The sequence below is a fragment of the Streptosporangium sp. NPDC006930 genome (assembly GCF_040635605.1).
In the GTDB taxonomy this organism is placed as follows: Bacteria; Actinomycetota; Actinomycetes; order Streptosporangiales; family Streptosporangiaceae; genus Streptosporangium.
In genome coordinates this window covers 129,046-153,510 of sequence record NZ_JBEYID010000023.1, presented here as the reverse complement: position 1 = coordinate 153,510, position 24,465 = coordinate 129,046, and the positions used below count along the sequence as shown (strand labels likewise).

Annotated in this window: 15 protein-coding genes and 4 tRNA genes; 10 read left to right on the top strand and 9 right to left on the bottom strand. The window is 71.0% G+C overall.

Annotation, left to right across the window (positions count from 1 at the left end; translation table 11 throughout):
* The first annotated feature begins 51 nt into the window (after positions 1 to 51).
* Together ABZ664_RS31915 and ABZ664_RS31910 are read left to right on the top strand one after the other, a co-directional pair.
* Positions 52 to 4,032, top strand: coding sequence for an SDR family NAD(P)-dependent oxidoreductase (locus tag ABZ664_RS31915; RefSeq protein ID WP_362518036.1), 3,981 nt, complete (start codon positions 52 to 54; stop codon positions 4,030 to 4,032).
* 101 nt (positions 4,033 to 4,133) lie between these two features.
* Positions 4,134 to 9,779, top strand: coding sequence for a type I polyketide synthase (locus ABZ664_RS31910; protein WP_362518033.1), 5,646 nt, complete (start codon positions 4,134 to 4,136; stop codon positions 9,777 to 9,779).
* A 212-nt stretch (positions 9,780 to 9,991) separates the two neighbouring features.
* Here ABZ664_RS31910 and ABZ664_RS31905 read toward each other — a convergent pair.
* The 3 genes from ABZ664_RS31905 to ABZ664_RS31895 all read right to left on the bottom strand — a co-directional run bounded on the left by ABZ664_RS31905 (position 9,992) and on the right by ABZ664_RS31895 (position 10,250).
* A tRNA-Val gene (locus tag ABZ664_RS31905) sits at positions 9,992 to 10,066 on the bottom strand.
* 14 nt (positions 10,067 to 10,080) lie between these two features.
* Positions 10,081 to 10,151 (bottom strand) — tRNA-Cys (locus ABZ664_RS31900).
* A 27-nt stretch (positions 10,152 to 10,178) separates the two neighbouring features.
* Positions 10,179 to 10,250: transfer RNA gene (locus ABZ664_RS31895), tRNA-Gly, on the bottom strand.
* A gap of 152 nt (positions 10,251 to 10,402) precedes the next feature.
* On the opposite strand from ABZ664_RS31895, the gene hutH reads away from it, so the two are divergent.
* The 3 genes from hutH to ABZ664_RS31880 all read left to right on the top strand — a co-directional run bounded on the left by hutH (position 10,403) and on the right by ABZ664_RS31880 (position 13,934).
* Positions 10,403 to 11,950: a histidine ammonia-lyase gene (hutH, locus tag ABZ664_RS31890; protein WP_362518030.1), complete on the top strand. Its 1,548-nt coding sequence runs from the start codon at positions 10,403 to 10,405 to the stop codon at positions 11,948 to 11,950.
* A gap of 137 nt (positions 11,951 to 12,087) precedes the next feature.
* Complete coding sequence (locus tag ABZ664_RS31885; protein ID WP_362518027.1) at positions 12,088 to 13,107, top strand: anthranilate synthase component I family protein; 1,020 nt, start codon at positions 12,088 to 12,090, stop codon at positions 13,105 to 13,107.
* Positions 13,104 to 13,934, top strand: a complete 831-nt coding sequence (locus ABZ664_RS31880; RefSeq protein ID WP_362518024.1) for an aminotransferase class IV — start codon at positions 13,104 to 13,106, stop codon at positions 13,932 to 13,934. Before ABZ664_RS31885 ends, ABZ664_RS31880 begins: the two co-directional genes overlap by 4 nt.
* 180 nt (positions 13,935 to 14,114) lie before the next feature.
* On the opposite strand, the gene ABZ664_RS31875 is transcribed toward ABZ664_RS31880, so the two are convergent.
* Positions 14,115 to 15,527, bottom strand: coding sequence for a hypothetical protein (locus ABZ664_RS31875; RefSeq protein ID WP_362518021.1), 1,413 nt, complete (start codon positions 15,525 to 15,527; stop codon positions 14,115 to 14,117).
* A gap of 79 nt (positions 15,528 to 15,606) precedes the next feature.
* On the opposite strand from ABZ664_RS31875, the gene ABZ664_RS31870 reads away from it, so the two are divergent.
* A complete protein-coding gene (locus ABZ664_RS31870; RefSeq protein ID WP_362518018.1) occupies positions 15,607 to 16,218 on the top strand; it encodes a DUF305 domain-containing protein in 612 nt (203 codons plus the stop codon).
* Positions 16,219 to 16,291: 73 nt separating this feature from the next.
* Here the strand turns inward: ABZ664_RS31870 and ABZ664_RS31865 are convergent, their stop codons facing one another.
* A complete protein-coding gene (locus ABZ664_RS31865; RefSeq protein ID WP_184547867.1) occupies positions 16,292 to 16,708 on the bottom strand; it encodes an SsgA family sporulation/cell division regulator in 417 nt (138 codons plus the stop codon).
* Positions 16,709 to 17,179: 471 nt separating this feature from the next.
* Here ABZ664_RS31865 and ABZ664_RS31860 point away from each other — a divergent pair.
* From ABZ664_RS31860 to ABZ664_RS31845, 4 genes are all read left to right on the top strand, one after another.
* Positions 17,180 to 17,251: transfer RNA gene (locus ABZ664_RS31860), tRNA-Val, on the top strand.
* Between the two features lie 928 nt (positions 17,252 to 18,179).
* Positions 18,180 to 19,025, top strand: a complete 846-nt coding sequence (locus ABZ664_RS31855; protein ID WP_362518014.1) for a phytanoyl-CoA dioxygenase — start codon at positions 18,180 to 18,182, stop codon at positions 19,023 to 19,025.
* Positions 19,026 to 19,029: 4 nt separating this feature from the next.
* Positions 19,030 to 20,061 (top strand): methyltransferase, encoded by a 1,032-nt coding sequence (locus ABZ664_RS31850; protein ID WP_362518011.1) that lies wholly within the window; start codon positions 19,030 to 19,032, stop codon positions 20,059 to 20,061.
* A 34-nt stretch (positions 20,062 to 20,095) separates the two neighbouring features.
* On the top strand, positions 20,096 to 20,857 hold the full coding sequence (locus ABZ664_RS31845) for an rRNA methyltransferase (protein WP_362518067.1): 762 nt from the start codon (positions 20,096 to 20,098) through the stop codon (positions 20,855 to 20,857).
* Here the strand turns inward: ABZ664_RS31845 and ABZ664_RS31840 are convergent.
* From ABZ664_RS31840 to ABZ664_RS31825, 4 genes are all read right to left on the bottom strand, one after another.
* Complete coding sequence (locus ABZ664_RS31840; protein WP_362518008.1) at positions 20,826 to 21,668, bottom strand: RNA methyltransferase; 843 nt, start codon at positions 21,666 to 21,668, stop codon at positions 20,826 to 20,828. The genes ABZ664_RS31845 and ABZ664_RS31840 overlap by 32 nt on opposite strands.
* Positions 21,669 to 21,980: 312 nt before the next feature.
* On the bottom strand, positions 21,981 to 23,210 hold the full coding sequence (locus tag ABZ664_RS31835; RefSeq protein WP_362518005.1) for a class I SAM-dependent methyltransferase: 1,230 nt from the start codon (positions 23,208 to 23,210) through the stop codon (positions 21,981 to 21,983).
* A complete protein-coding gene (locus tag ABZ664_RS31830) occupies positions 23,207 to 23,908 on the bottom strand; it encodes a hypothetical protein (protein ID WP_362518002.1) in 702 nt (233 codons plus the stop codon). Before ABZ664_RS31830 ends, ABZ664_RS31835 begins: the two co-directional genes overlap by 4 nt.
* The gene (locus tag ABZ664_RS31825; protein WP_362517999.1) at positions 23,905 to 24,282 is read right to left on the bottom strand and encodes a cupin domain-containing protein; all 378 of its coding nucleotides are present in this window, start codon (positions 24,280 to 24,282) and stop codon (positions 23,905 to 23,907) included. Before ABZ664_RS31825 ends, ABZ664_RS31830 begins: the two co-directional genes overlap by 4 nt.
* Positions 24,283 to 24,465 lie beyond the last annotated feature (183 nt).

Genomic DNA, 24,465 nt, shown 5'->3' with positions numbered 1-24,465 from the left:
GGTGAGGCTTCGGAGTTGGTCACGGCGTTGGGCACCTTGCATGCGCGGGGGGTGGCCGTTGACTGGGAGGCGTTCTTCACCGACGCCGCCACCGCGGCCGGAGTGGAGAGACCACGCCGGGTCGAACTGCCCACCTACGCCTTCCAGCACCGCGACTACTGGCTGCACGTCCCCAGTTCCGGCGACCCTGAGTCCGTCGGCCTCGACACGCCAGGTCACCCCCTTCTGGGTGCCGCCGTCGAGCTGCCCGACTCCGGTGGGCACCTGCTCACCGCCCGTCTCTCGGCCCGTACACACCCGTGGCTCGCAGACCACGCGGTGGGCGAGACGGTGCTGTTCCCCGGCACCGGGCTCGTGGAACTCGCCGTCCGCGCCGGAGACCAGGTCGGTTGCGACAGGATCGAGGAGCTCACCCTGGAGGCCCCGCTGGTCCTGACCGGCCAGAGCGGTGTCCAGGTGCAGGTCGTGCTCGGCGCGCCCGATGACTCCGGGGCCCGCGCGATCAGCGTCTACGGACGTGCCGAGGAGACCGCGGCCGACGAGGCGTGGACCCGGCACGCCACCGGCCTCCTCACCTCCTCGGGCACCACCGGAGACTTCGACCTCGGCCAGTGGCCGCCGCCCGGTGCCGAGCCGGTGGAGACGGACGGCCTCTATGACCGGCTCGTCGACCTCGGCCTCCGCTACGGTCCGGCCTTCCGCGGCCTCAGGGCGGCCTGGACGCGTGGCGACGAGGTGTTCGCCGAGATCGCGCTGCCCGAGGGCGTCGCCGCCGACGCCGCGCTCTTCGGCGTCCACCCGGCGCTGCTGGACGCCACCCTGCACGCCCTTGCCCTCAGTGACGCCTCGACGGAGCACGCCGCGCTGCCGTTCACGTGGTCGGAGGTGGAACTGCACGCCGCCGGGGCGTCAGGCCTGCGGGTGCGGATGGTGCCGACCGGAGGCGACTCGCTGCGCCTGGAGGCGGCCGACGAGGCCGGGCGTCCTGTCGTGTCGATCGGCTCGCTCGTGCTGCGGCCCATCGGTTCCGCCGACCTCGCCGGCGCACGCACGGACCCCGGGCGTTCGCTGCATCGGGTGGAGTGGGTCCCGGTCGAGGCCGGGACCGTACCGGCGCGGGAATGGGCGCTGCTCGGCGGCGACGTCCCCGCTGCCGGGGAGGCGCTGCGCGCGGCCGGGATCTCCCCGGCCTCCTACGCCGGGATCGAGGAGCTGGTCGCGGCCCTCGACTCCGGTGCGACCGTTCCCGACGTCGTCCTCGTGAGCGCGGAGAGCGTCGGCGAGACGACCGCTCATGACCACGCCCATGCTCACGCCGCCGGACCCCACACCGACACCGAGATCGACACGGAAACCGGCACGGAGGCTGTGGCGGGGGCCGTCCGCTCGGCCGTCCACCGGGCGCTGGACCTGGCTCGGGCCTGGTCGGCCGACGACCGCCTCGATGGCTCCCGGCTGGTCTTCGTGACCCGGGGAGCGATCTCCGCCGGATCCGGTGAGACCGCCCGTGACGTCGCGGGCGCCGCGGTGTGGGGCCTGGTCCGCTCCGCCCAGGCGGAGAATCCGGACAGGTTCGTCCTGGCCGACCTGGACGGTCACGCCGCGTCGGCGGGACGGCTTCCCGCCGCGCTCGCGACCGGCGAGCCGCAGGTGGCGCTGCGGGAAGGAGGAGCCGTGCTGGCCGCCAGGCTCGTCCGGGCGACCGGCGCCGGGCTCGTGCCGCCCGAGGGCGCCGCCTCCTGGCGGATGGACAGCCTGGACAAGGGCACCCTGGAGAACCTGGCCTTCCTGGACGCGCCCGCGGCCGTCGCCCCGTTGGCGCCGGGACAGGTCAGGGTCGAGCTCCGCGCCGCCGGGGTGAACTTCCGGGACGTGCTCAACGCGCTCGGCATGTATCCGGGCGAGGCGGGCGCGATGGGCCTCGAAGGAGCGGGCCGCGTCGTGGAGGTCGGTCCCGGCGTCACCGCGTTCGCCGAGGGCGACCGGGTGATGGGCATGTTCGACGGCGGCGCGTTCGGCCCGCTGGCCGTCACCGACCACCGCCAGCTGGTCGCCGTACCCGGCGGCTGGACCTTCGCCCAGGCCGCGTCGACGCCGGTCGCCTTCCTCACCGCGTACTACGCGCTGGTGGATCTGGCGGGCCTGAAGGCGGGGGAGAAGATACTGATCCACGCCGCCGCGGGCGGAGTGGGCATGGCGGCCGTGCAACTCGCCCGGCATTTCGGAGCCGAGGTCTACGGAACCGCCGGAACCGGCAAATGGGACGTCCTACGCTCCATGGGGCTGGACGAGGCCCACATCTCCTCCTCGCGCACCCTGGACTTCGAATCCTCCTTCCTCGCCTCGACCGGCGGGGGAGGGGTCGACGTGGTGCTCAACTCGCTGGCGGGCGACTTCGTCGCCGCCTCGCTGCGGATGCTGCCGCGCGGCGGCCGTTTCGTGGAGATGGGCAAGACCGACGTTCGCGCGATCGAGGCCGTGGCCGCCGAACATCCCGGGGTCCGCTACCGCGACTTCGACCTCGTCGAGGCCGGGTACGACCGGATCGGGGAGATGCTGCGTGCCCTCCTCGACCTGTTCGAGCGGGGGGTGATCCGGCCGCTGCCGGTGGCCGCCTGGGACATCCGCCGTGCCCCCGAGGCGTTCCGCTTCCTGTCGCAGGCCAGACACGTCGGCAAGGTCGCGCTCACCCTGCCCGTGCCGCTCGCCCAGGACGGCACCGTGCTGGTGACCGGCGGCACCGGCGGCCTCGGCGGCCTCGTCGCCCGCCACCTGGTGACCGCCCACGGTGTCCGCAACCTCCTGCTGACCAGTCGTGGCGGTCCCGCCGCCCAGGGGGCGGAGCGGCTGCGTGCCGAACTGACGGCCCTGGGGGCGAACGTCGAGATCGTCGCCTGCGACGCGGCCGACCGGACCGCCCTGGCGAAGCTGCTGGCCGGGGTGCCCGCCGAGCATCCGCTCACCGCGGTGGTGCACGCCGCGGGCGTACTGGACGACGGGACGATCGCCTCACTCACCCCCGACCGGGTGGACAGGGTGCTGCGCCCCAAGGCGGACGCCGCGCTGAACCTGCACGAGCTGACCCGCGACCTCGACCTGTCATTGTTCGTACTGTTCTCGTCGGTGGCCGGCACGTTCGGCAGCACCGGGCAGGGTAACTACGCGGCGGCCAACGCGTTCCTGGACGCGCTGGCCGGGCTGCGGCGCGCGCAGGGACTGCCCGCGCTCTCGCTCGCCTGGGGCCCCTGGGCCGAGGTCGGCGGCATGCTCGGCACCCTCACCGACGCCGACATCGGCCGGATGGCCCGCGACGGTGTCGTGCCGCTGACACCGGAGGAGGGCCTGGCACTGCTCGACGCCGCGGCGGGCAGGCCGGAGTCGGCGCTGGTGCCGATCCGCCTCGACGCCAAGGCGCTGGCGGCCAAGGGCGACCGGCTGCCGCCACTGCTGCGGGGTGTGGTGCGCGCGCCGGCCCGCCGTACCGCGACGGCCGCCGGGGGTGGACAGACCGGTGCGGACCTGCTCGCCGGCCTGGCCGCGCTCCCTCCGGCCGACCGTCACCGGATGCTGCTCGACCTGGTGCGGGCCGAGGTCGCCGCCGTGCTCGGCCACACCTCCACCGACCAGGTGGAGGCCGACCGGGCCTTCGACGAGATGGGCTTCGACTCGCTCACCTCGGTCGAGTTGCGCAACCGGCTGAACACCGCGACCGGCAGGCGGTTGCCCGCCACGCTGGTGTTCGACTACGCGAACCCGACCGCCCTCGCCGACTACCTGCGCGCGGAACTGGTGCCGGACGAGGCACCGACCGAGGCGCAGGTCCTGCGGGAGCTCGACCGGCTGGGCCGGGTGCTCACCGAGATCACACCCGACGAGGAGACGCGGTTCACGATCGCCACACGTCTGGGAGGTCTGCTGGCCCAGTGGCGCGGAGACAGGCCCGAGCCGTACGCGAACGGCACGGCCGTCGGCGAGGGCGTGGAGTCGGCGAGCGCCGACGAGCTGTTCGCACTGATCGACAAGGGGCTCTGAGCCCCGTGTTCCCGAATTTTCCTGCCGTGATGAACGGTCTCTCCGTACCGAACGCCCCAGCGGTGGGCGCCCGGCTCGACGTGTGGGGAAGGTGACGTGACATGGCGGACGAGCAGAAGCTCCTCGGCTATCTCCGGCGGGTGACCGCGGACCTCCAGCAGGCCCAGCAGCGGCTGCGCGAGGTGGAGGCCAAGGACCGCGAGCCGATCGCGGTCATCGCGGCGGGATGCCGATTCCCCGGGGGGGTGCGCAGCCCCGAGGACCTGTGGCGGCTCGTCGCGGAGGGCCGCGACGGCGTCTCGGAGTTCCCCGGCGACCGGGGCTGGGATCTGGAGACCCTGTACGACCCGGAGCTCACCCGGCCGGGAACCAGCTACACCCGCGAGGGCGGTTTCCTCTACGACGCCGGAGACTTCGACGCGGGCTCCTTCGGTATCTCGCCGCGTGAGGCGCTCGCCGCCGACCCGCAGCAACGGCTGCTTCTCGAGGTGTCGTGGGAGGCCTTCGAGCGGGCCGGCGTCGACCTGACCTCGCTGAAGGGCAGCCAGACCGGTGTCTTCGTCGGCGCCTTCTCCAGCGGTTACGGCACCGGCCTGGACGCGCTGCCGGAGGGCGTGGAGGGCCACCTGCTGACCGGCAACTCCACCGCCGTGATCTCCGGGCGGGTCGCCTACGTGTTCGGGCTCAAGGGCCCGGCGGTCACCGTCGACACCGCGTGCTCGTCGTCCCTGGTGGCGCTGCACTGGGCGTGCGAGTCGCTGCGGCGCGGGGAGAGCACGCTCGCCCTGGCCGGAGGGGTGACCGTGATGGCCACGCCCGAGGCCTTCGTGGAGTTCAGCCGCCAGCGGGGTCTCGCGCGAGACGGCCGCTGCAAGGCGTTCTCCGACGACGCCGACGGTACGGGGTGGGGTGAGGGCGCGGGCATGCTGCTGCTGGAACGGCTGTCCGACGCGCGCCGCAACGGTCACCCGATCCTCGGGGTCATCCGCGGCTCCGCGGTCAACCAGGACGGTGCGAGCAACGGCCTGTCCGCACCGAACGGGGTGTCCCAGCAACGGGTCATCCGCCGCGCGCTGGCCAACGCCGGTCTGGCCGCGTTCGACGTGGACGCCGTCGAGGCGCACGGCACCGGGACCACCCTCGGCGACCCGATCGAGGCGCAGGCCCTGCTCGCCGCGTACGGCGGAGACCGTCCGCAGGACCGGCCGCTCTGGCTGGGCTCGATCAAGTCGAACATCGGCCACACCCAGGCCGCCGCCGGGGTCGCGGGCGTGATCAAGATGCTGATGGCGTTGCGTGCCGGTGTCCTGCCCGCCACCCTGCACGTGTCCGAGCCTTCCTCCCACGTGGACTGGACGGCGGGAAACGTCCGGCTGCTGACCGAACCCGTCGAGTGGCCGGACGACGTCGACCGGCCCCGCCGTGCGGGCGTCTCCTCCTTCGGTGTCAGCGGCACCAACGCCCATGTGATCGTCGAGCAGGCCCCGGCCGCCGAAGGCCCGTCCGGGGAGCCGGGAGAGGCAGGGGAGGCAGGGGAGGCAGGGGAGACCGTGCCGATGCTCGCGCTGCCGGGCGGCGCGGCGGCGTGGGCGGTCTCGGCGAAGAGCGCGCCCGTCCTGCGAGCACAGCTCGACCGGCTTCTCGTCTACGCCGAGGACCACCCCGGACGGCCGGTCGCCGACATCGGCCTCGCCCTGGCCGCGCGCACCGCCTTCCCGCACCGGGTCGTGGTCGTGGGACGCGACCGCGAGGAGTTGCTGGCAGGAGTGCGCGGGCTGGTCTCGGGCGACACCGTCACAGGCCCGGTCACCGGCGCGGTCACCGGGGTGGCGGCCGGGACGCCGGGCAAGACGGTGTTCGTCTTCCCCGGTCAGGGCTCGCAGTGGGCCGGGATGGCCACGGAACTGCTCGCCGCCTCCCCCCTCTTCGCCGCGCACATCGCCGACTGCGAGCGGGCACTGGCGCCGTTCGTGGACTGGTCGCTGTCCGGTGTGCTGCGTGGGGAGGCGGGGGCACCCCCGCTGGACAGGGTGGACGTGGTCCAGCCGGTGCTGTGGGCGGTCATGGTGTCGCTCGCCCGGCTCTGGAGCGGCTACGGAATCCGCCCCGACGCCGTGATCGGCCACTCCCAGGGTGAGATCGCCGCCGCCACGGTCGCCGGGGCGCTCTCCCTCGGCGACGGCGCCCGCGTCGCCGCCCTGCGCAGCCGAGCCATCGGCGACGTGCTCGCCGGGCGCGGGGGCATGGTCTCCGTCGGGTTGCCCGTCGATGAGCTGACCGCGCGGCTGGAGCCCTGGCGGGACCGGATCTCCGTCGCGGCGGTGAACGGGGCCCGCTCGGTCGTGGTCTCCGGCGTCCCGGACGCCCTCGACGAGCTGATCGACGAGCTGACCGGGGAGGGCGTGCGGGCCAGGAGGGTTCCCGTCGACTACGCCTCACACTCCGCGCAGGTCGAGGAGTTGCGCGAGCGCCTGCTCGGTGACCTCGGGCCGATCGAGCCCCGCTCGGGCGAGGTGCCGATGATCTCCACGGTGACCGGCGACTGGATCGACACCACCGGCCTCGACGCCGAGTACTGGTACACCAACCTGCGCCGCACGGTCGGCTTCGACGGCGCCGTCCGCGCGCTCGCCGCGCAGGGGTACGGCGTGTTCGTCGAGACCAGCCCGCACCCGGTGCTCACCATGGGCCTGCAGGAGACCTTCGACGCGCTCGGCCACGACGCCGTCGTCACCGGCACCCTGCGCCGCGACGAGGGCGGGCTGCCCCGGCTCCTCGCCTCCGCCGCCGAGCTGCACGTCCGGGGCGTCACCGTCGACTGGTCCGGCCTGTATCCCGGGGCCCGCCCGGTGGACCTGCCGACCTACGCCTTCCAGCGGCGACGTTACTGGCTGGAGTCCTCACCGGCCGTGCGGGCCCCGGCCGCCGACCCGGTGGACACCGCCTTCTGGGAGGCGGTCGAGCACGGGAACGCGCTGAGCCTCGCCGACGACCTGCACCTCGCTCCCGATGTCCTGAAGGAGATGCTGCCCGCGCTGTCCTCCTGGCGTCGGCGCACGCGGGAGCGGGCCACGATCGACTCCTGGCGTTACCGGGTGGCCTGGCGGCCGGTCGGCGAGCCGGCGGGTGGCCCGCTCACCGGCTCGTGGCTGGTCGCCCTGCCCGCGGACGGCACCCCCGCGGTGGACGCGGTCGTCGCGGGGGTCGCCAGGAACGGCGCCCGGGTGATTCCCTTCGAGGTGGGCGGGCAGGACCGCGCCGCGCTCACCTCGGCGCTGCGCGACCGGCTCGCCGACGAGTCCGTAACCGGTGTGCTCTCCCTGCTGGCGCTGGACGAACACCTCCACCCGGTGCACCCGGGACTCTCACGCGGCACGGCGGCGACCGTCACCCTCGTCCAGGCCCTGAACGACGCGGGCGTCACGGCGCCGTTGTGGGCCGTGACCTCCGGCGCGGTGGACACCGGCCCATCGGGGGCCGCGGAGACCTCTCGGGCGGAGCCAGGACGAAGCGGGGGCGCCGCCCCGTTCCAGGCGCAGGTCTGGGGGATCGGCACCGTCCTCGCCCTGGACCACCCGGACACCTGGGGCGGCCTCGTCGATCTGCCCCCCTCTCCGGACGAGCGGGCCGTCGACCGCCTCTGCGGCGTGCTGGCAGGGCCGGGCGGAGAGGAACAGCTGGCGGTAAGGCAGAACGGGATCCTCGCCCGCCGGATGGTGCGAGCACCGCTCGGCGCGGTCGAAAGCGCCTCCGGCTCCGGCGGTGCCCGGCGACTGAGCGGTACCGCGCTCGTCACCGGTGGAACCGGCGGGGTCGGCGCGCACGTGGCCCGCTGGCTGGCGGGCCGGGGCGTCGAGCACCTGCTCCTGACCAGCCGGCGCGGCCGCGCGGCCGAGGGCGCCGTCGAGCTGGAGGCCGAGCTCGCGGCCCTGGGCGTCACGGTCACGATCGCCGCGTGCGACGTCGCCGACCGCGAGGATCTCCGCCGCCTGCTGGACTCACTGCCCGCCGAGTACCCGCTCCGCGCGGTGGTCCACGCGGCCGGCGTCGTCAGGGACGGCGCGCCGCTGCCCGGCACCACGGTCGAGGAGTTCGCCGAGGTCGGGCTGGCCAAGGTGGCGGGCGCGCGTCACCTGGACGAGCTGCTGGGCGACCGGCCGCTGGACCTGTTCGCGCTGTTCTCCTCGGGGGCGGCCGTGTGGGGGCAGGGGGGACAGGCGGCGTACGCCGCGGCGAACGCGTTCCTGGACGCGCTGGCCGCTCGGCGCCGCGCCCGTGGAACGGCGGCCACCTGCGTCGCCTGGGGTGCCTGGGGCGGCGGCGGAATGGTGGACGACGAGGTCGGCTCCCGGCTGCGCCGCCTCGGCGTGCGTGCCATGGAGCCCTCCGCGGCCACGGCCGCGCTCGGCCAGGCCCTTGACCACGACGAGTCCCACCTGGTGGTGGCCGACATCGACTGGAGCCGGTTCGCCCCCGCGTACACCCTCTCCAGGTCCCGCCCGCTGCTGCGCGCCCTTCCCGAGGTCACCGCGATCCTCGACGACGGCGACGGTGAGGAGGAGGCGGACGGAGCGCCGTTGACGGCGAGGCTCTCCGGGCTGCCCGAGGAGGAGAGACTGGACGTGCTCCGCGAGGCGGTACGGGTGCACGCCGCCAGGGTGCTCGGCCACCCCGGCCCCGAGGCGGTCGACGCGCACCAGAACTTCCTGGAGGCGGGCTTCGACTCCCTGACCTCCATGGAACTGCGCAACGGCCTTGTCAAGGCGACCGGGCTGCGGATGCCCGCGACGGTGGTCTTCGACTATCCCAACCCCTCCGACCTGGCAAAACATCTCCTGGGCGAGCTGGCGGCCCGCCTGGACGGTGCCGGGGAGAACGCGCCGGGCGGGGCGGATCCCTCGGAGACCCCCAGCGCGTTGTTCCACGAGGCCGCCCGCGCGGGGAAGATGCACGAGGCCATGGGGCTCCTGCGGGCGATGGCCGACCTGCGTCCCTCCTTCTCCTCGGTCGGGGAGCTCGACGAGATCCCGCCGCCGGTCAAGCTCGCCTCCGGTCCCGGCACATCCGCGCTCTTCTGCTTCAGCACCCCCATGGCGCTGGGCGGGGCGACCCAGTTCGCCCGGCTCGCGGCGAACTTCCGCGGTGTACGGGACCTCTTCGCGCTCACGGTGCCCGGTTTCGCCAAGGAGGAGAGGCTCCCCGGCACGGTCGACGCCGCGGTGCGGGTGTGGGCGGAGTCCGTACGCCGGGCCGCGGGGGACGAGCCGTTCGTGGTCCTCGGCTACTGCGCGGGCGGTATCTTCGCGCACGCCGCCGTCGGCTACCTGGAGAGCATCGGGATCAACCCGCGAGGACTGATCCTGCTGGACACCTTCATGCCCGATGACAAGGTCATCGACGACATAGGCATGCAACTGGTGCGGGGCATGTTCGACAGGGAGGCGTCGTTCGGCCCGTTCACCAGCGCACGGCTGGCGGCGATGGGCCGCTACTACCGCCTGTTCCGTGAGAGCACGGTGGGCGAGGTGCGCGCGCCCATCCTGTTCCTGCACCCGGACACCCCGCTGACCGGCTTCGACGGTGAGATACCCGTCACCGACGACTGGCGCGCCTCCTGGCACACCGACCACGTCCTCCGTGAGGTCGAGGGTGACCACTACACCATGCTGGAGGACAGGTCTCCCTCGATGGCCCGTGCCATCGAGGGCTGGCTGGAGTCGCTGGAGTCGCCGCCCGGCGACCGCTGAGAACCGTGCCGCCGGGCTCACCCGGCCCGGCGGCACCTTGGGTGCACCAGCGGCCTCTCGGGTACCGACACCGCTCGCCTTCCGGAACAGGAGACCACGACCGGGCCGACGGTGATCGGCTCGGAGCAGGAAGATCGGTCTGGAACAAGAAAAAGACCGTCAACGACTCCCGAGGGGGCGTTGACGGTCTTTTCGCCATGATCAGTGGCGGATGGTGGACGATACAGGGATTGAACCTGTGACCTCTTCCGTGTCAGGGAAGCGCTCTCCCGCTGAGCTAATCGTCCTCGCTGAAAACCAGAGGTGGAGACGGGATTTGAACCCGTGTAGACGGCTTTGCAGGCCGTTGCCTCGCCTCTCGGCCACTCCACCGAGTGGGGGGCGGATGCCCCTTTTCCGAGCGGAAGACGGGATTCGAACCCGCGACCCTCACCTTGGCAAGGTGATGCTCTACCACTGAGCCACTTCCGCGTGCTTCCGGGACCGGCCCGGACTCACTGTGAGAACTCTAGCGAATACCCGGCGACTCCCCAAACCGAATACGGCCGCTATCTTGAGATGTAAGGAGCCAGGTATGGTTTCACCAGTTACCGCGACTCACCTTACGCGAGAGAGTTGGCAGCATGCGCGACAACGAGGTCGTGACCATCGGGCCGGAGCCGCTGAGCTTCGAGGAGGTCGTCAGGGTCGCCAGGCACGGTGCCCCCGTACGCCTCGGCGACGACGCCGTGGCCGCCATGGCGGCGGCCCGCACCCGGGTGGACGAGCTGGCCGAGAGCCCCACCCCCGCCTACGGCGTCTCCACCGGGTTCGGCGCGCTGGCCACCCGGCACATCGACCCCTCGCTCCGCGCCCAGCTGCAGCGATCCCTCGTACGCTCGCACGCCGCCGGGTCGGGCCCCGAGGTCGAGATCGAGGTCACCCGGGCGATGATGCTGCTGCGCCTGCACACCCTGGCCACCGGCCACACCGGCGTGCGCCCGAAGACGGCCAGGGTGCTGGAGGGCCTGCTCAACGCGCGGATCACCCCCGTCGTGCACGAGTACGGAAGCCTCGGCTGCTCCGGTGACCTCGCGCCGCTCTCCCACGTGGCCCTCACGATCATGGGCGAAGGTGTCGTCCGCGACGCCGTGGGGGAGCGGGCCGACGCCGCGGAGGCGCTCAAGCAGGCGGGGATCGAGCCCGTGGAGCTCGCGGCGAAGGAGGGGCTCGCGCTCGTCAACGGCACCGACGGCATGCTCGGCATGCTCATCCTGGCGATGGACGACCTCACCCGCCTGTTCAGGACCGCCGACGTGAGCGCGGCCATGAGCGTGGAGGCGCTCCTGGGCACCGACCGCGTCTTCGCCGCCGACCTGCAGGCCCTGCGCCCGCATCCCGGGCAGGCGGCCAGCGCCGCCAACCTCAGGGCACTGCTCGACGGCTCGCAGATCATGGACTCCCACCGGGACGGCACCTGCACCCGCGTCCAGGACGCATACTCCCTCAGGTGCGCCCCGCAGGTCGCGGGGGCCGCCCGCGACACCCTGGCGCACGCCGCCCTGGTCGCCGGGCGGGAGCTGGCCTCCGCGATCGACAACCCGGTGGTCCTCGCCGACGGCCGTGTGGAGTCCAACGGCAACTTCCACGGGGCCCCCGTCGGCTACGTGCTCGACTTCCTGGCCATCGCGGTCGCGGACATGGCGAGCATCTCCGAGCGCCGCACCGACCGCATGCTGGACGTGGCCCGCAACCACGGCCTGCCCGCCTTCCTCGCGGACGACCCCGGCGTCGACTCCGGCCACATGATCGCTCAGTACACCCAGGCGGCGGTGGTCTCCGAGCTCAAGCGCCTGGCCGCGCCCGCGAGCGTCGACTCCATCCCGAGCTCCGCGATGCAGGAGGACCACGTCTCCATGGGCTGGTCGGCCGCGCGCAAGCTGCGCCGCTCGGTGGACGGCCTCACCCGGGTGCTCGCGGTGGAGGTCTTCACCGCCGCGCGGGCCCTGGACCTGCGCACCCCGCTGCGGCCGGCCCCGGCGACCGCGGCCGTCGTGGACGCCCTGCGCCAGTCCGTTCCCGGGCCGGGCCCCGACCGCTTCCTCGCTCCGGAGATCGAGACGGTGGTCCAGCTCGTCGCGGCCAACGCGATCGTCGCCGCAGCGGAGACGATCACCGGTCCGCTGTCGTAGGGCCGGTACGGCGCCGCCACGGGCCGGCGGCTCCCGGCCCGCCGACGGGGCCGGCGGGCGCGGCCGCCGTCACCGGCTCCCGTCCGCCGCCCGCACCCTGGTACGGCTGCCGGCCGGAGCAGCGGGACAATAGGGAAGTGCATGATTCTTTTGCGCATGTCACCGGATATCTGGCAACCGGGCTCCGGGACCTCACCACCGATCTCGCCGCGCTGGACGGCGAGGGGTGGTGGGCCGTCGTGGTCGACTACGAGGGCAAGGTGACGTGCGCCCGGTTCGGCGACGTCCGCAGGGCACCGCTGCCCGCGCCGCGAGGCCCCTGGCGGGGGCCGCACCCGTCGTCGTGGCGCACCTCCCTGGACCGGGCCGCCTACGAGGACGGCGTACGGCGCGTCCGCGCCCACATCGAGCGTGGCGAGGTCTACCAGGCCAACCTCTGCCGGGTGCTGACCGCGCCGCTCCCCGCGGGGGAGGAGCCGGACCCGCTCGCCCTGGCCGTACGGCTGGCGGAGGGCAACCCCGCCCCCTACGCCGCCACGGTGAGCCTGCCGGGACTGGCCGTCGTGTCGGCCTCCCCGGAGCTCTTCCTGTCCAGGAACGGCGATGTGGTCGAGTCCAGGCCGATCAAGGGAACCGGGGTCACCGCGGGGGATCTGCTGGAGAAGGACCACGCGGAGAACGTGATGATCGTCGATCTCGTCCGCAACGACCTGGGCAAGGTCGCGGTGGTCGGTTCGGTGAGCGTGCCCGCCCTGTGCGAGGTGGAGGAGCACCCGGGTCTCGTGCACCTGGTCTCCACGGTCCGGGCGCGGCTCGCGCCGGAGTACGGGTGGCCGGACCTGTTCTCCGCGACCTTCCCGCCGGGCTCGGTGACCGGGGCCCCGAAATCCTCGGCCCTGCGGATCATCGATGAGCTCGAACCAGAGCCGCGCGGGCCCTACTGTGGGACCGTGGGCTGGGTCGACGCCGACCGGCGGCGGGCCTGCCTGGCCGTGGGGATCCGCACGTTCTGGCTGTCGTCCGACGAGATCCGTTTCGGTACCGGCGCGGGCATAACCTGGGGGAGCGACCCGCGACGCGAATGGGACGAGACCGAGTTGAAGGCCTCCCGGCTCATCGCGCTGGCATCAACATCAGGTTCAGAAGGAGTCGGATGAACGTACCTATATGGCTTAACGGGGCACTTGTCGCTCCGGATCAGGCCACCGTCTCGGTATTCGATCACGGCTTGATGGTCGGTGACGGGGTGTTCGAGACCATCAAGTGCGTGAACGGCACCACGTTCGCGCTCACCCGCCACCTCGACCGGCTCACGCTCTCGGCGCGGCGGATGGATCTGCCCGACCCCGACGTGGAGGCGATCGCCGACGGGGTCCGCGCCTGCCTGGCCGAGGCCCCGCCCTGGAAGCTCGGCCGCGTCCGCGTCACCTACACCAGCGGCCCGGGACCGCTCGGCTCCGACCGGGGCGACCAGGGCTGCACGACCGTGGTGATCGTCGACGAGCAGAAGCCGTTCCCGGCCACCGCCGACGTCACCGTCGTGCCCTGGCCGCGCAACGAGCGCGGTGCGCTCGCCGGGGTGAAGAGCACCTCCTACGGCGACAACGCCAAGGCGCTGTTCTACGCCAAGGCCAGGGGCGGAGGCGAGGCGATCTTCGAGAACCTCGCGGGCGACCTCTGCGAGGGCACCGGCAGCAACATCTTCGTCGTACGCGACGGGAGGCTGCTCACCCCCACGCTCGCCTCGGGCTGCCTGGCGGGGGTCACCCGCGCGCTCGCCCTGGAGTGGTGCGGGGGCATCGAGGAGGACGTCCCGCTCTCGGCCCTGTACGAGGCCGAGGAGGCGTTCCTCACCTCCACCACCCGCGACATCCAGCCGATCCGCGCGGTCGACCAGACCGTGCTGCCCGCCGCGCCCGGCCCGATCACCGCCAAGGCCATGCGGGTCTTCGCCGAGCGCTCCGCCGCCGACCTCGATCCCTGAGCGACCCCTGAGCCCCGGCTCCCGGCTCCGGTGAGGGCGCGCCCTCACCGGGCCGGTCGTCCGGCTGCTCGCCGATCCCGTATCCCGCACGCGCCCCCCGATCGACGCGAGGACTCACCTGCCGCGTCGATCGGACATCACCGCTGAGACGCGACGATGTGGCACGTGTGGGAAACGGGGCTAGTAGGACACCTGGGTCTGCGCGTTCAGCTCCTTGATCTTGACCTTGGAGGCCGGATCGGTGAGCGGGTCGTCGATGCGGAGCACGTCCAGGCCCCTGGTGATGTCACTCGAGTAGATGTGGCCGTTGTAGTAGTACGCCGACCAGGATCCGCCGAGCCCCGGGATCGGGCCCCGCTCGAAGAAGCCGATCTCCCGGGGCTTGTCCGCGTCGGTGAAGTCCCAGACGGACACCCCGCCCTGGTACCACGCCTGGACCATGATGTCCTTGCCCGGCACCGGCAGCAGCGACCCGTTGTGCGCGACGCAGTTCTCCTCGGCGGCCTGCTCTCTCGGGATCTTGAAGTAGCCGCGGAGCGTGAGCTTGCGGTCCTTGCCGAGGTCGTACACCGCGTTGGCGCCCTTGGTCTTCGGGGTGTTGGAGTCACAGGTCGCGCTGACGCCGCCGCCCAGCTCGTCCCCAAAGATGATCTTGGTGGCGTCGTTGTTGAACGTCGCCGAGTGCCAGATGGAGAAGTTCTCCTTGTCGCTCACGTGCTGGAGCACCTTGGGATTGACCCGGTCGGCGATGTCCAGCAGGATCCCGTCGCCGAAGCAGGCGGCGGCGGCGAGGTCCTTCTCCGGGTAGACCGTGAGGTCGTGGCAGCCGCCGATCCCGTCCTCGGGGAGCTGGTCGGAGAGCACCGGCTTCGAGACCACCTTGGCGGTCTCCGGAGCCTTGACGGGCACCTCGACCACGGAGATCTTGTTGTGCGGCGCGGGGCAGGTCGTCGACTCGGGCTCCGGGCCAGGGGAGGAGATGTAGAGGTAGACCTTGTCCGAGCTCTTGCCGGGCACGAGGGTGTGAGTGTGGGAGCCGCAGTCGGTACGGACCGCCGAGACGAACCTCGGGTGGCTCTTGTCCGAGATATCGAAGATCCGGATGCCCTCGAAGCCGTCGGACTCCGGCTCTCCGCGCTGGGCGTCGCACTCGGTGCCGGCCCGGACGGAGTCGATCGAGAGGAACAGCAGGTCCCCGCTCACCGAGATGTCGTTCTGCTCACCGGGGCAGAGCACCCGGCTGACCACCGAGGGACTCGACGGCTCGGAGATGTCGAAGACGGTGAAGCCGTCGAAGTTGCCGACGAACGCGTAGTCCCCCTGGAAGGCCAGGTCGGTCCCCCACGCCTGGGGTCCGTCGAGCGGGGCGCCGGGAGGCACGTTGGCCACATGCGTGATGTTGTCGCTGTGGATGCCGTCACCGGAGATGTCGGGAGCGGAGGTCGTCTGCCCCGTGGAGCTCGGGCTCTCCTCCGGCGTGGCCGGAGGGGCCGAGGTGGCGGCGGACGGTGGCGAGGCCGCGGGGGTCGGATCCGCCCCGCACCCGGCCACGAGAAGTAACCCGGCCAGGCCGAATGCCACGATCGGTCGCACGGTGCCCCCAATATGTCGGTCCACTTGCCCCATTATTGAAGCTATGCGGAGGATGCGTGTGCCGAGTCAGGTTATCGCCATGATCATGGTGATATCGGTTCTCGGTGGATGCGCGGAGACCGGATCGGAGCGGCCTGCCCCGCTCGTCGCCGAATCCGGCGTGTCCGTGATCATCCCTGGTGGCCCTGGAGAGAGCGGTCGCACGGCGAGACCGGGCGAGAGGCTGGGAGAGTCCGAGGCGCGCGTCACCGCGGCCGACGTGAGGTTCGCCGAGGGCATGATCCCGCACCACCGGCAGGCGCTGGAGATGGCGGCGCTGGTGCCCTCCAGATCGTCGTCCCCGTCCCTGCGAAGGCTCGCCGAGCGGATCACCGCCGCGCAGCGACCCGAGATCGCGGCCATGACCTCATGGCTGAAGACGGTGGGAAGGACTCCGGGCGAACACGGCGGCCACGACGCGCACACTCTCCCGCTGGAGGAGATGAACCGGCTCAGGGCGGCCAGGGGGACGGCCTTCGACACGCTTTTCCTCACCCTCATGATCACTCATCACGAGGCGGCGGTCACGATGGCCGGGCTCCAGCTGCGCGAGGGCGCCGACCGGGCCATGCTGGCCACCGCCAAGGACGTCGTGGCGGGCCAGGGCATCGAGATCGCCCGGATGCGGGACCTGCTCAGATCCGGAACCTGACGTGCTCCCCGGCCTGAGGGGCGGAGCGCCGCGGACGATTTCGGTAGCCGGGCACGGCCCCGCGGGGCGCGGGTCAGGAACTCCAGAGCATGTTGCTGAGCTCGGCGTCGAGGTCCATGAAGTCGGTCTCGCGACCGGCGGGGACCAGCTCGTAGGTCCGGTGCAGGAACTCCGTGAGCGGAGCCAGCGGCACCTCGAACAGGGCCTGGCCGAACGGCGAGGTGAGGCTTATGTGCAACGTGCGTTCGCCGTCGGCGCGCGCCGGCCACACCTGGACGTCCCCGTCGCCGACCCGCCGCACGATGCCGACCGTCAGCAGCTCGCGAGCGAAGATCCACTCGACGGGCTCGTCGTTGCCCACGTGGAAGGCCATCCTGATCGCGTACGGATCACCGGCCGTATAGCTGAGTCCGGCGAGCAGGGGGACGGTGGTACGGTCGGGGACCACAAGCCGAAGGCCTAGCTCGGCAGAGACGGTGGCGCTGTTCATCGTCAGCCAAACCTTTTTCGTCGTCGGTCCCCTCTGCGGGGCTTTCACTGCTCTCACTGCTGCGAACGGCTTCGTCCCTCGTGAGCTACCACGCGGAACAAAGAAACCTGTAGGAAAGATTCCGCCTCCACGCCCTTCTGTAACACACATCACAGCGCGACATTTGGGCATCTACCTGGCTAAACATCACCAACAGGGCCGTATTTGCAAGGGTTTTGCGTCTCGTTTTGGTCACCGTCGACTCCCTGGCAGGGCGTCTCGGGTGATTCGGGTCGAGCGCGGGTCGTTCGGTGCTTCTACGGATCAGGACGATGCTATGACACCGTAGCCCCCCGCCGGATGCATCCTCGGACCTTTGCCTCCCGACCGTGTCGTCTTTCAAGATCATTCTAGTGGCGAACACCGCTTCGCGAGTGCTCCCGGATTGCTGTATGGTTTTCCACGTCGGCACCGTGAGGGGCCGCACAGGGCGGGCGATTAGCTCAGCGGGAGAGCGCTTCGTTCACACCGAAGAGGTCACTGGTTCGATCCCAGTATCGCCCACACTAGCAAGTCGCAGGTCAGGGCCCCTCGGCTGACACCAGCCGAGGGGCCCTCCTCTGTTCATGACAGGGTCGTGCGGCCACGCCGCCTCGGGGATGCCAGGGAAGATCCGACCCGGCCGCCACGCCTCCAGAGGTCTCCGCCTCTCCGCGTCCGGCCCCGCTCTCGTGGTGAGCGGCGCGGAAGGAACGACGAACGTCGCCCGCGTTCAACGGTGTCCGATTTGTCCTCCAGGTCCGCATGCGACCAGGCGGGCGTCCTGGGTTCCCCCGTGCGCGCCCCAAGTGGTGGGATGGCCAAACCCCGGGCGTGCGGGCTGGTCCCCCTCGCTACGGCCGGTACGGCCTCGGGGCCGAAGCGTTCTCGGGTTGTGAGACCTGACCGTCCGCGGGGTGGCGACGGTAGGGGCGCGGCGACGATATCGGTCCAGCCGATCAGGCGAGCCAGGCCGATGGCCGGGTCGCGCGGGTTCGCCATGATCCGGCCGCGGTGCCGATCCGGATATCGGCTCGGGTGAGAAGACGGTTCACGGGCTACGCCGAGAGCGACCTCCCGCGATCCAAGGTCGTCAAGGCATCGGTTTCGCATCCGAGCCCGCCGCATCGCCACCGCGAGTGAAGCGGCGGGCCTCCCGGCCGTCCGGCGCTGTGGGTCCCGAGCGGCTTTCCCGAAGTCGTGGAACTCGTGACGTGACCGTAAAGCCGGTTCTGGTTCGGCACCGCAGACGACGGCAGCGCCACCCGATCCGTCAGTCGGACGGCCGACCTCAATGCCCCCACCATCAAGGGAAAGTATCAGTCAAAATCCCTATCTAAACGGCATTGGGTCACGGGTCTGAGGAAAATTCTAGTTCTTATCGTCAACGCGCGCCCGGAGCCGATTCCGTGGATATAAACGAGCGGGATACTCCTCTCCAGTAAGGAGCGCGATGGGTGCCCGGTTGCTGACAGACGAGCAAATCGAAAGGTTCGTCCAGGACGGATTCGTGAAGGTGGAGGGCGCGTTCCCCAGAGATCTTGCCGCCGAGGCGTGTGGCCTGCTGTGGAAGCAGCTCGACATGGATCCGGACGACCCGGGGACGTGGACCAGAGAAGTGGTCAGACTGGGGCTCCAGGAGGCCGAGCCGTTCGTGCGCAGTGCCAACACTCCGGAATTGCACGCCGCTTTCGATCAATTGGTCGGGCCCGGACGATGGACGCCCATCGAGAAGGTCGGCACATTTCCGGTGCGATTTCCCCGGGCGAAGCCGCCGGAGGAGGCCGAGGACTACGGTTGGCACATCGACGCCAGTTTCCTGACAGCCGAAGCGGAGGCGGCGAACGCGCTGAGTTGGGAGGGCGAACTGGCGCTCGTCCCACCCAACTATGACAAGATCCTTCGCTGCAACGTGACCTCGCGGGGCCGGTCGTTGCTGCTGCTCCTGCTCTACACCGACACGGGCGAGCGTGACGCGCCGACGCTCCTGCGCGTTGGTTCCCATCTGGACGTGCCGCCGCTGCTCGCGCCGTACGGCCCGGAGGGGACCTACCTGGAGGCGGCGGGCGTGGGAGCGCACAGGCCGCTCACCTTGGCCACGGGCGAGGCGGGCGATGCCTACCTCTGCCATCCGTTCCTGGTGCACACGCCCATCTCCAACACGGGCCTGCGCCCCCGGTTCATGGCCCAGCCGTCGCTGCTGCCGGTCGGGGAGCTGGACCTCGACCGGGCGGATGGAGAGTGTTCACCGGTCGAGCGTGCGATCCGCCTCGGCCTGGGCAGGGAGGACGAGCGTTAGCGCCATGGAAGAACGGACGAAGAATCCCCCGTGGCAGAGCCTGGTGGGGCTCGTCTTCGGAGGCATGGCCACGCAGGTGGTGGGCCTGGCGGCGCGGCTCAAGCTGCCCGACGCGATCGGCGACGGCGAGCGCGGCGCGGCCGACCTCGCGGCCGAGTACGGCATGCGCGAGAACGCGATGCTCCGGCTGCTGCGCGCGCTGGTCGCGCTGGAGGTCCTGACGGAGGCGAGTCCAGGCCGCTTCGGCGTCGCCCAGGTGGGCGAGCTCCTGCGCGCCGATCGGCCCGGGTCGATGTACGCGCTCGCTCGGATGATCACTGAGCCCGCAATGCTGAGCGCCTGGCAGAACCTGGAGTTCAGCCTGCGCACGGGCAGCCCCGCCTTCGAGGAGACGTTCAAGACCGACTTCTTCGGTTATCTGGCCGATCACCCCGAGCTGTCGCGGCTGTACAACGCCGCGATGAGCCAGGGCACGCTGAGTGTGGCCGAAGCGGTCGCGAAAGGCTATGACTTCAGCGGATTCGAGACCGTCGTGGACGTGGGCGGTGGAGACGGCACGCTGATCTCTGCCGTGCTGCGGGCGCACCCGGGGCTGACAGGAGTGGTCTACGACAGCGCCGCGGGCGCGTCAGCGGCGAAGCAGACCCTTGACAGAGCAGCAGTGGCGGAACGCTGTGCGGTCGAGACCGGCGACTTCTTCGCCGGCGTTCCCGGCGGTGCCGACCTCTACCTGCTCAAGAGCATCGTGCACGGCTGGGACGACAACCGGGCGGGGACGATCCTGCGGCACTGCCGGCAAAGCGTCGCCCCCCACGGACGGATCCTGATGATCGAGCACGTTCTTCCCGACGAGGTACCACCGGACGCGAATCCGTTCACCTATCTCAACGACCTCAACTTGCTCGTCAACGGCCACGGCCTGGAGCGGACTCGTGCCGACTTCGAGCGGCTGTGCGACAGCGGCGGCCTCACCCTGACCGGGATCGAGCCACTGCCGCCAACCGGCTTCTGCTGGATCGAGGCGCGGCCGGGGTAACCTGGGGGCCTCGACGACAAGGACGGGCAGATTGGTGTACCTGTACGAGACGGCACGGGTGGATCACAGCGACCTCGCCAGCGGCTCCGTTCTCCACTCCGCCCCCGGCATGCCCGCCTTCCCGGTACGGCTCGCCGCGGAGATCTTCCAGCGAGCCCTGGCTCTGCGCGGTGGCGCGGAGCCGGCCGTGGTGTGGGACCCCTGCTGCGGGAGCGGCTACCTGCTGACCGTGCTGGCCCTCCTCCACCGCCCGCGCGTCAAGGCACTGCTCGCCTCCGACCTTTCTGAGGACGCACTCGGTACGGCACGGGCCAACCTGGAGCTGCTGACCGAGAGCGGCCTGCAAAACAGGGCGGCGGAACTGGCGGATAAGGCGGAACGCTTCGACAAACCCGGCTACGCGCAGGCCGCCGAGGCGGCGGAGCGGCTCGCCCGCCGGCTGGCCGCGGGCGGCGGCCCGGTGCCCCACCGGCTCCGGCGGGCCGACGTCTTCGACCCTGCCCAGCTGGGCGCGGCGATCGACGGTCACGAGCCGGACATCGTGATCACCGATCCGCCCTACAACGAGCAGACCAACTGGCAGGGAGGCCATCAGGACAAGGACCTGCCGGCGATGATGGCGGCGCTGGGGGAGGTCCTGCCACCGCACACGGTGGTCGCCGTGGCCGTCCGGGGCCGTCGCGTGCCCGCGGGGGCGGGCGTCCGCCCCCGTCAGCTGCTGCGGATCGGTACCAGAGCGGTCGCCTTCTTCGCCGCCGCCGACCTCACTGCCGCCGGCCGGTCCTCGCCACGGTGATCCGCTGCCGGGACGCCTCGTAGAGGATCGCGGTGGCCGCGTTCGCGGCGTTCAGCGAGCTCGCCGCCCCGACCATGGGGATGCTCACCATCGTGTCGCACGCCTCGCGCCATGTGCTGCTGAGCCCGCTGGTCTCGTTGCCGACCAGCAGGAGCGTCGGCTGGGTGAAGTCGAAGTCGAAGACGTCGCAGTCGCCGTGCTCGTCGGTGCCCACCACGACGATCGGCTTGCCGCGCTTACGTTGCGCGACCACCCAGCCCAGCACGTCGCTCGGCGCGGGCACCCGGACCGCCGGCAGGGAGAACAACGAGCCCGTGCTCGCCCTGACCGATTTCGGGTCGTACACGTCGGCGGCGTGACCGGCCACGATCAGCCCGTGCGCGCCCAGGGCGTCGGCCGAGCGGATGATGCTGCCGATGTTGCCGGGGCTCGTCGGGCGATCGAACACGACGCCCAGGAAGTCGTCCTCGACCGCGATGCGGCCGAGGTCGTCGTCGGGCATTCCCACGACGGCGACGGCCTCGGGCGGCGCCTCGTTCTTCTCGCCCAGATCCGCCAGCATCTCGGGATCCATCGCGATCCGGTCGACTCGCACCGTGCGCAGCAGCTCCTCCAGCCACTTCGAAGGATTGCGCTGCTCGTTGTGGATGAGCGCGTGGACGGGCCAGCCGTGTTTCACCGCGAGCGAGATCGGACGGACTCCCTGGACCAGGAATTCGCGGGCTCGGGTCCGCTTGTTGCGGTTGGTGAGCAGAGACTCCCACTGCTGGAACCGAGCATTGCGCGTGGTGATTCGCCGAATCGCCGGCACGTGTGTCCTCATCGGTCGTAGCGGGTCGCCGTAGGGCGGCTCGCTGGTCGGTAGCCGTCCGGCGGGTGGGCACTTCTGTGTCCTGGGCCTTGAATCCTGCCGAAAGACAGCACCCCGCTGGTTGGCCGGGAGAATGGAGCGCTCGGGCGAGGACGTGGGGCCGGCTCGTCGGCATCCGCTTTGGCCGCCTCAAAACCGGCGAGCTCCCCGAGGAGGCAACCGCCTGATCGCATCATCCTTGAATCGCTACGACTTGACACAGTTATGACCTGGGATGTCTTTCAGCCCGACCGACCGCTCCAGTAGGTCACCCTATGCCTTCACCACCTCCAGCTCGGGCAGTGGGAAGACGAGTCTCCCGCCGGAGCGCAGGAAGTCGCGCTCGCGGGCGATCACCGGCTCCCGGTAGATCCAGGGGAGGACCAGGAACTGGTCGGGGCGGCGTGCCTTGGCCTCCTCCTCGGAGACGATCGGGATGCCGGTGGCCGGGGTGTAGCAGCCGAACTTGTCGTGGTTCACCTCGGCGATGCACGGCAGGTCGGCCTCGCCGAGCCCGCAGTACTGCAGGATCACGTTGCCCTTGGTGGAGGCGCCGTACCCGAGGGTGAGCAGGCCGTTCTTCCGCGACTCGGCGAGGAAGTCGAGCAGGCGGTCGCGGTGCTCCACGGTCCGCCGCGCGAACGAGGCGAGCGGGAGGTCCTTCTCTCCGCCGCGGATGGTCGCCAGGGCCGCTTCGTTGACCTGGGAGCGGGCCGTACGCCTGGCCAGGACGACCGACAGGCTTCCGCCGTACACCGCGTTCAGCTCGGCGTCCAGGACCTTCAGCCCCGCGCGCTCGGCCATCCACTCGATCTGGCGCAACGCGTAGTAGTCCAGGTGCTCGTGGCAGACCACGTCGTAGGCGGTGGCACGGAGCATCGCGGGCATGTAGCTCTGCTCGATCACCCAGATGCCGTCGTCGGTCAGCAGCTCCCGTACCTCGCGCATGAAGTCCAGCGGGCGAGGCAGGTCGTAGAACATCGCGATGGAGGTGACGACCTTGGCGCGGCGTCCGCCGAGCAGGTCGCGGGAGAAGAAACCGGTGATCCGCTCGATGTGCGGGGGATAGAACTCGGCGAAGGCGGAGGCCGCGGGATCCACGCCGACCAGGGTGGGGCCGTCGGCGGGGTAGGCCGACAACAGGGTGCCGTCGTTGCTGCCGATGTCCACGACCATGTCGCCGGCGCCGAGCTCGACCATGTCCGTGATGGCGGCGACCTTGCCGCGCAGGTGCTCGACCATGGAGCGGTTCAGACCTGACCGGTAGCCGTAGCGCTCTCCGTACATGAGACCGAAGTCCGCGGTGTGGCGCAGCTGCACCAGTCCGCAGCCGCTCGGCGAGCAGACCACCAGCTCCAGCGGGACCCGTGGCACAGGCTCGTCGAGGGTACGCGGGAAGACGCCGGTGAGCGCCTGCGTGCCCAGGTCGAGCACGGGCAGCAGGTCGGTGTTGTCGCAGATGCGGCAGCGGTCGATGACCGTCATGTGCGCCTGGTCTGTCATGTCTCTCCAAGACGTGCTCGGCTGTGATCTTTGAGCCAGCAGACCACGTCCGAGGCGTCCGGCCAGTCGGCCTCGGGCTCGGTGACCACGGGGAACTGGTCATCGACCCGGTCGCTGTCGAAGGTGGAGCGCGAGCCGACGGCGTCCCTGATCTCCCTCAAGGTGATCGTCGTCCGCGCGCCCAGTTCCCACAGCCCTTCGGCGTCGAGATGGTCGGCCACCCACCGGCCGCACCAGTCGACCGGTGCGAAACTCTGCCGTGACGACCCCGCCGCGTAAACCGGTTGGTCGCCGAGGATGTCCTGTAGGACACCCTTGGTGTAGCCCGTGCCGTACATGGGGCCCAGGCGGACGATGAGCCGACCCGCGCAGAGCTCCTCGGCCTCGGCCCGGTGCCGGCCGTAGGGGGTGTCCAGCTGGGTGCGCGCGGAGATGGTGCTGATCTGGAGGAACCTCTTCCACTCCCAGTCGCGCAGGAACGCCTCGGTCTTGACCACCGTCTCGCGGTGGTCGTCCTCGGGGTGGTGGCGCGCCCAGTAGCGGCGGGACGGGCAGGCCGCATTGATCAGCACGTCGAACGGGCCGCTGCGGCGTGCCTCCTCGTAGTTCTCGCGACCGACGGGCACCGCCGCGCCGCCGAGGGCGCGGACGATGGCCGATCCGACGAAGCCCCGCGCGCCGGCGACGGCGACTCTCACACGCGCTCCAGGGTGTGTGGCAAGGGCTCGACCTGCACCAGCGGCGGGTCACACTCGTCCCACGGCTTGGTGAGCATGGCGATGAACGTCAGGGACGAGATGGCGTGCACGGCGTGCATGACCCCGATCGGTGTCCTGGTGCACACCCCGCGAGAGACGTGGATGAACTCCTCGGGGCACTTCGGGTCGTTGGAGTCGTCCTTGGTGACCAGCACGCCTTCACCCTCGACGAAGAGCAGGTATTCGACAAAGTGCGGATGGTAGTGCAGGCCGCGGACCTTTCCGGGGTGCAGGTGCAGCATGTTGAATTCCAAGATGGGGTCGGGCGGCACCCAGGTGAAAATGCCGCCGCGCCCGTCTCTGACGGTATCCAAGTTGCAGGACGGTTTGAGGACTTCGATTTTCATACAACTTCCACTCGGCTCGTTCCTCTGGGCACAGGAGTAACCGAGGTTAACGTGCCTTAGCGGGATTGGGGCTGAGGGAAATGCTAGATTTTGGCGCCGGCCGACTGTGGCGGCGCCCGCCCAGGGCGGACGCGCCAGGCGCCTCGGCAT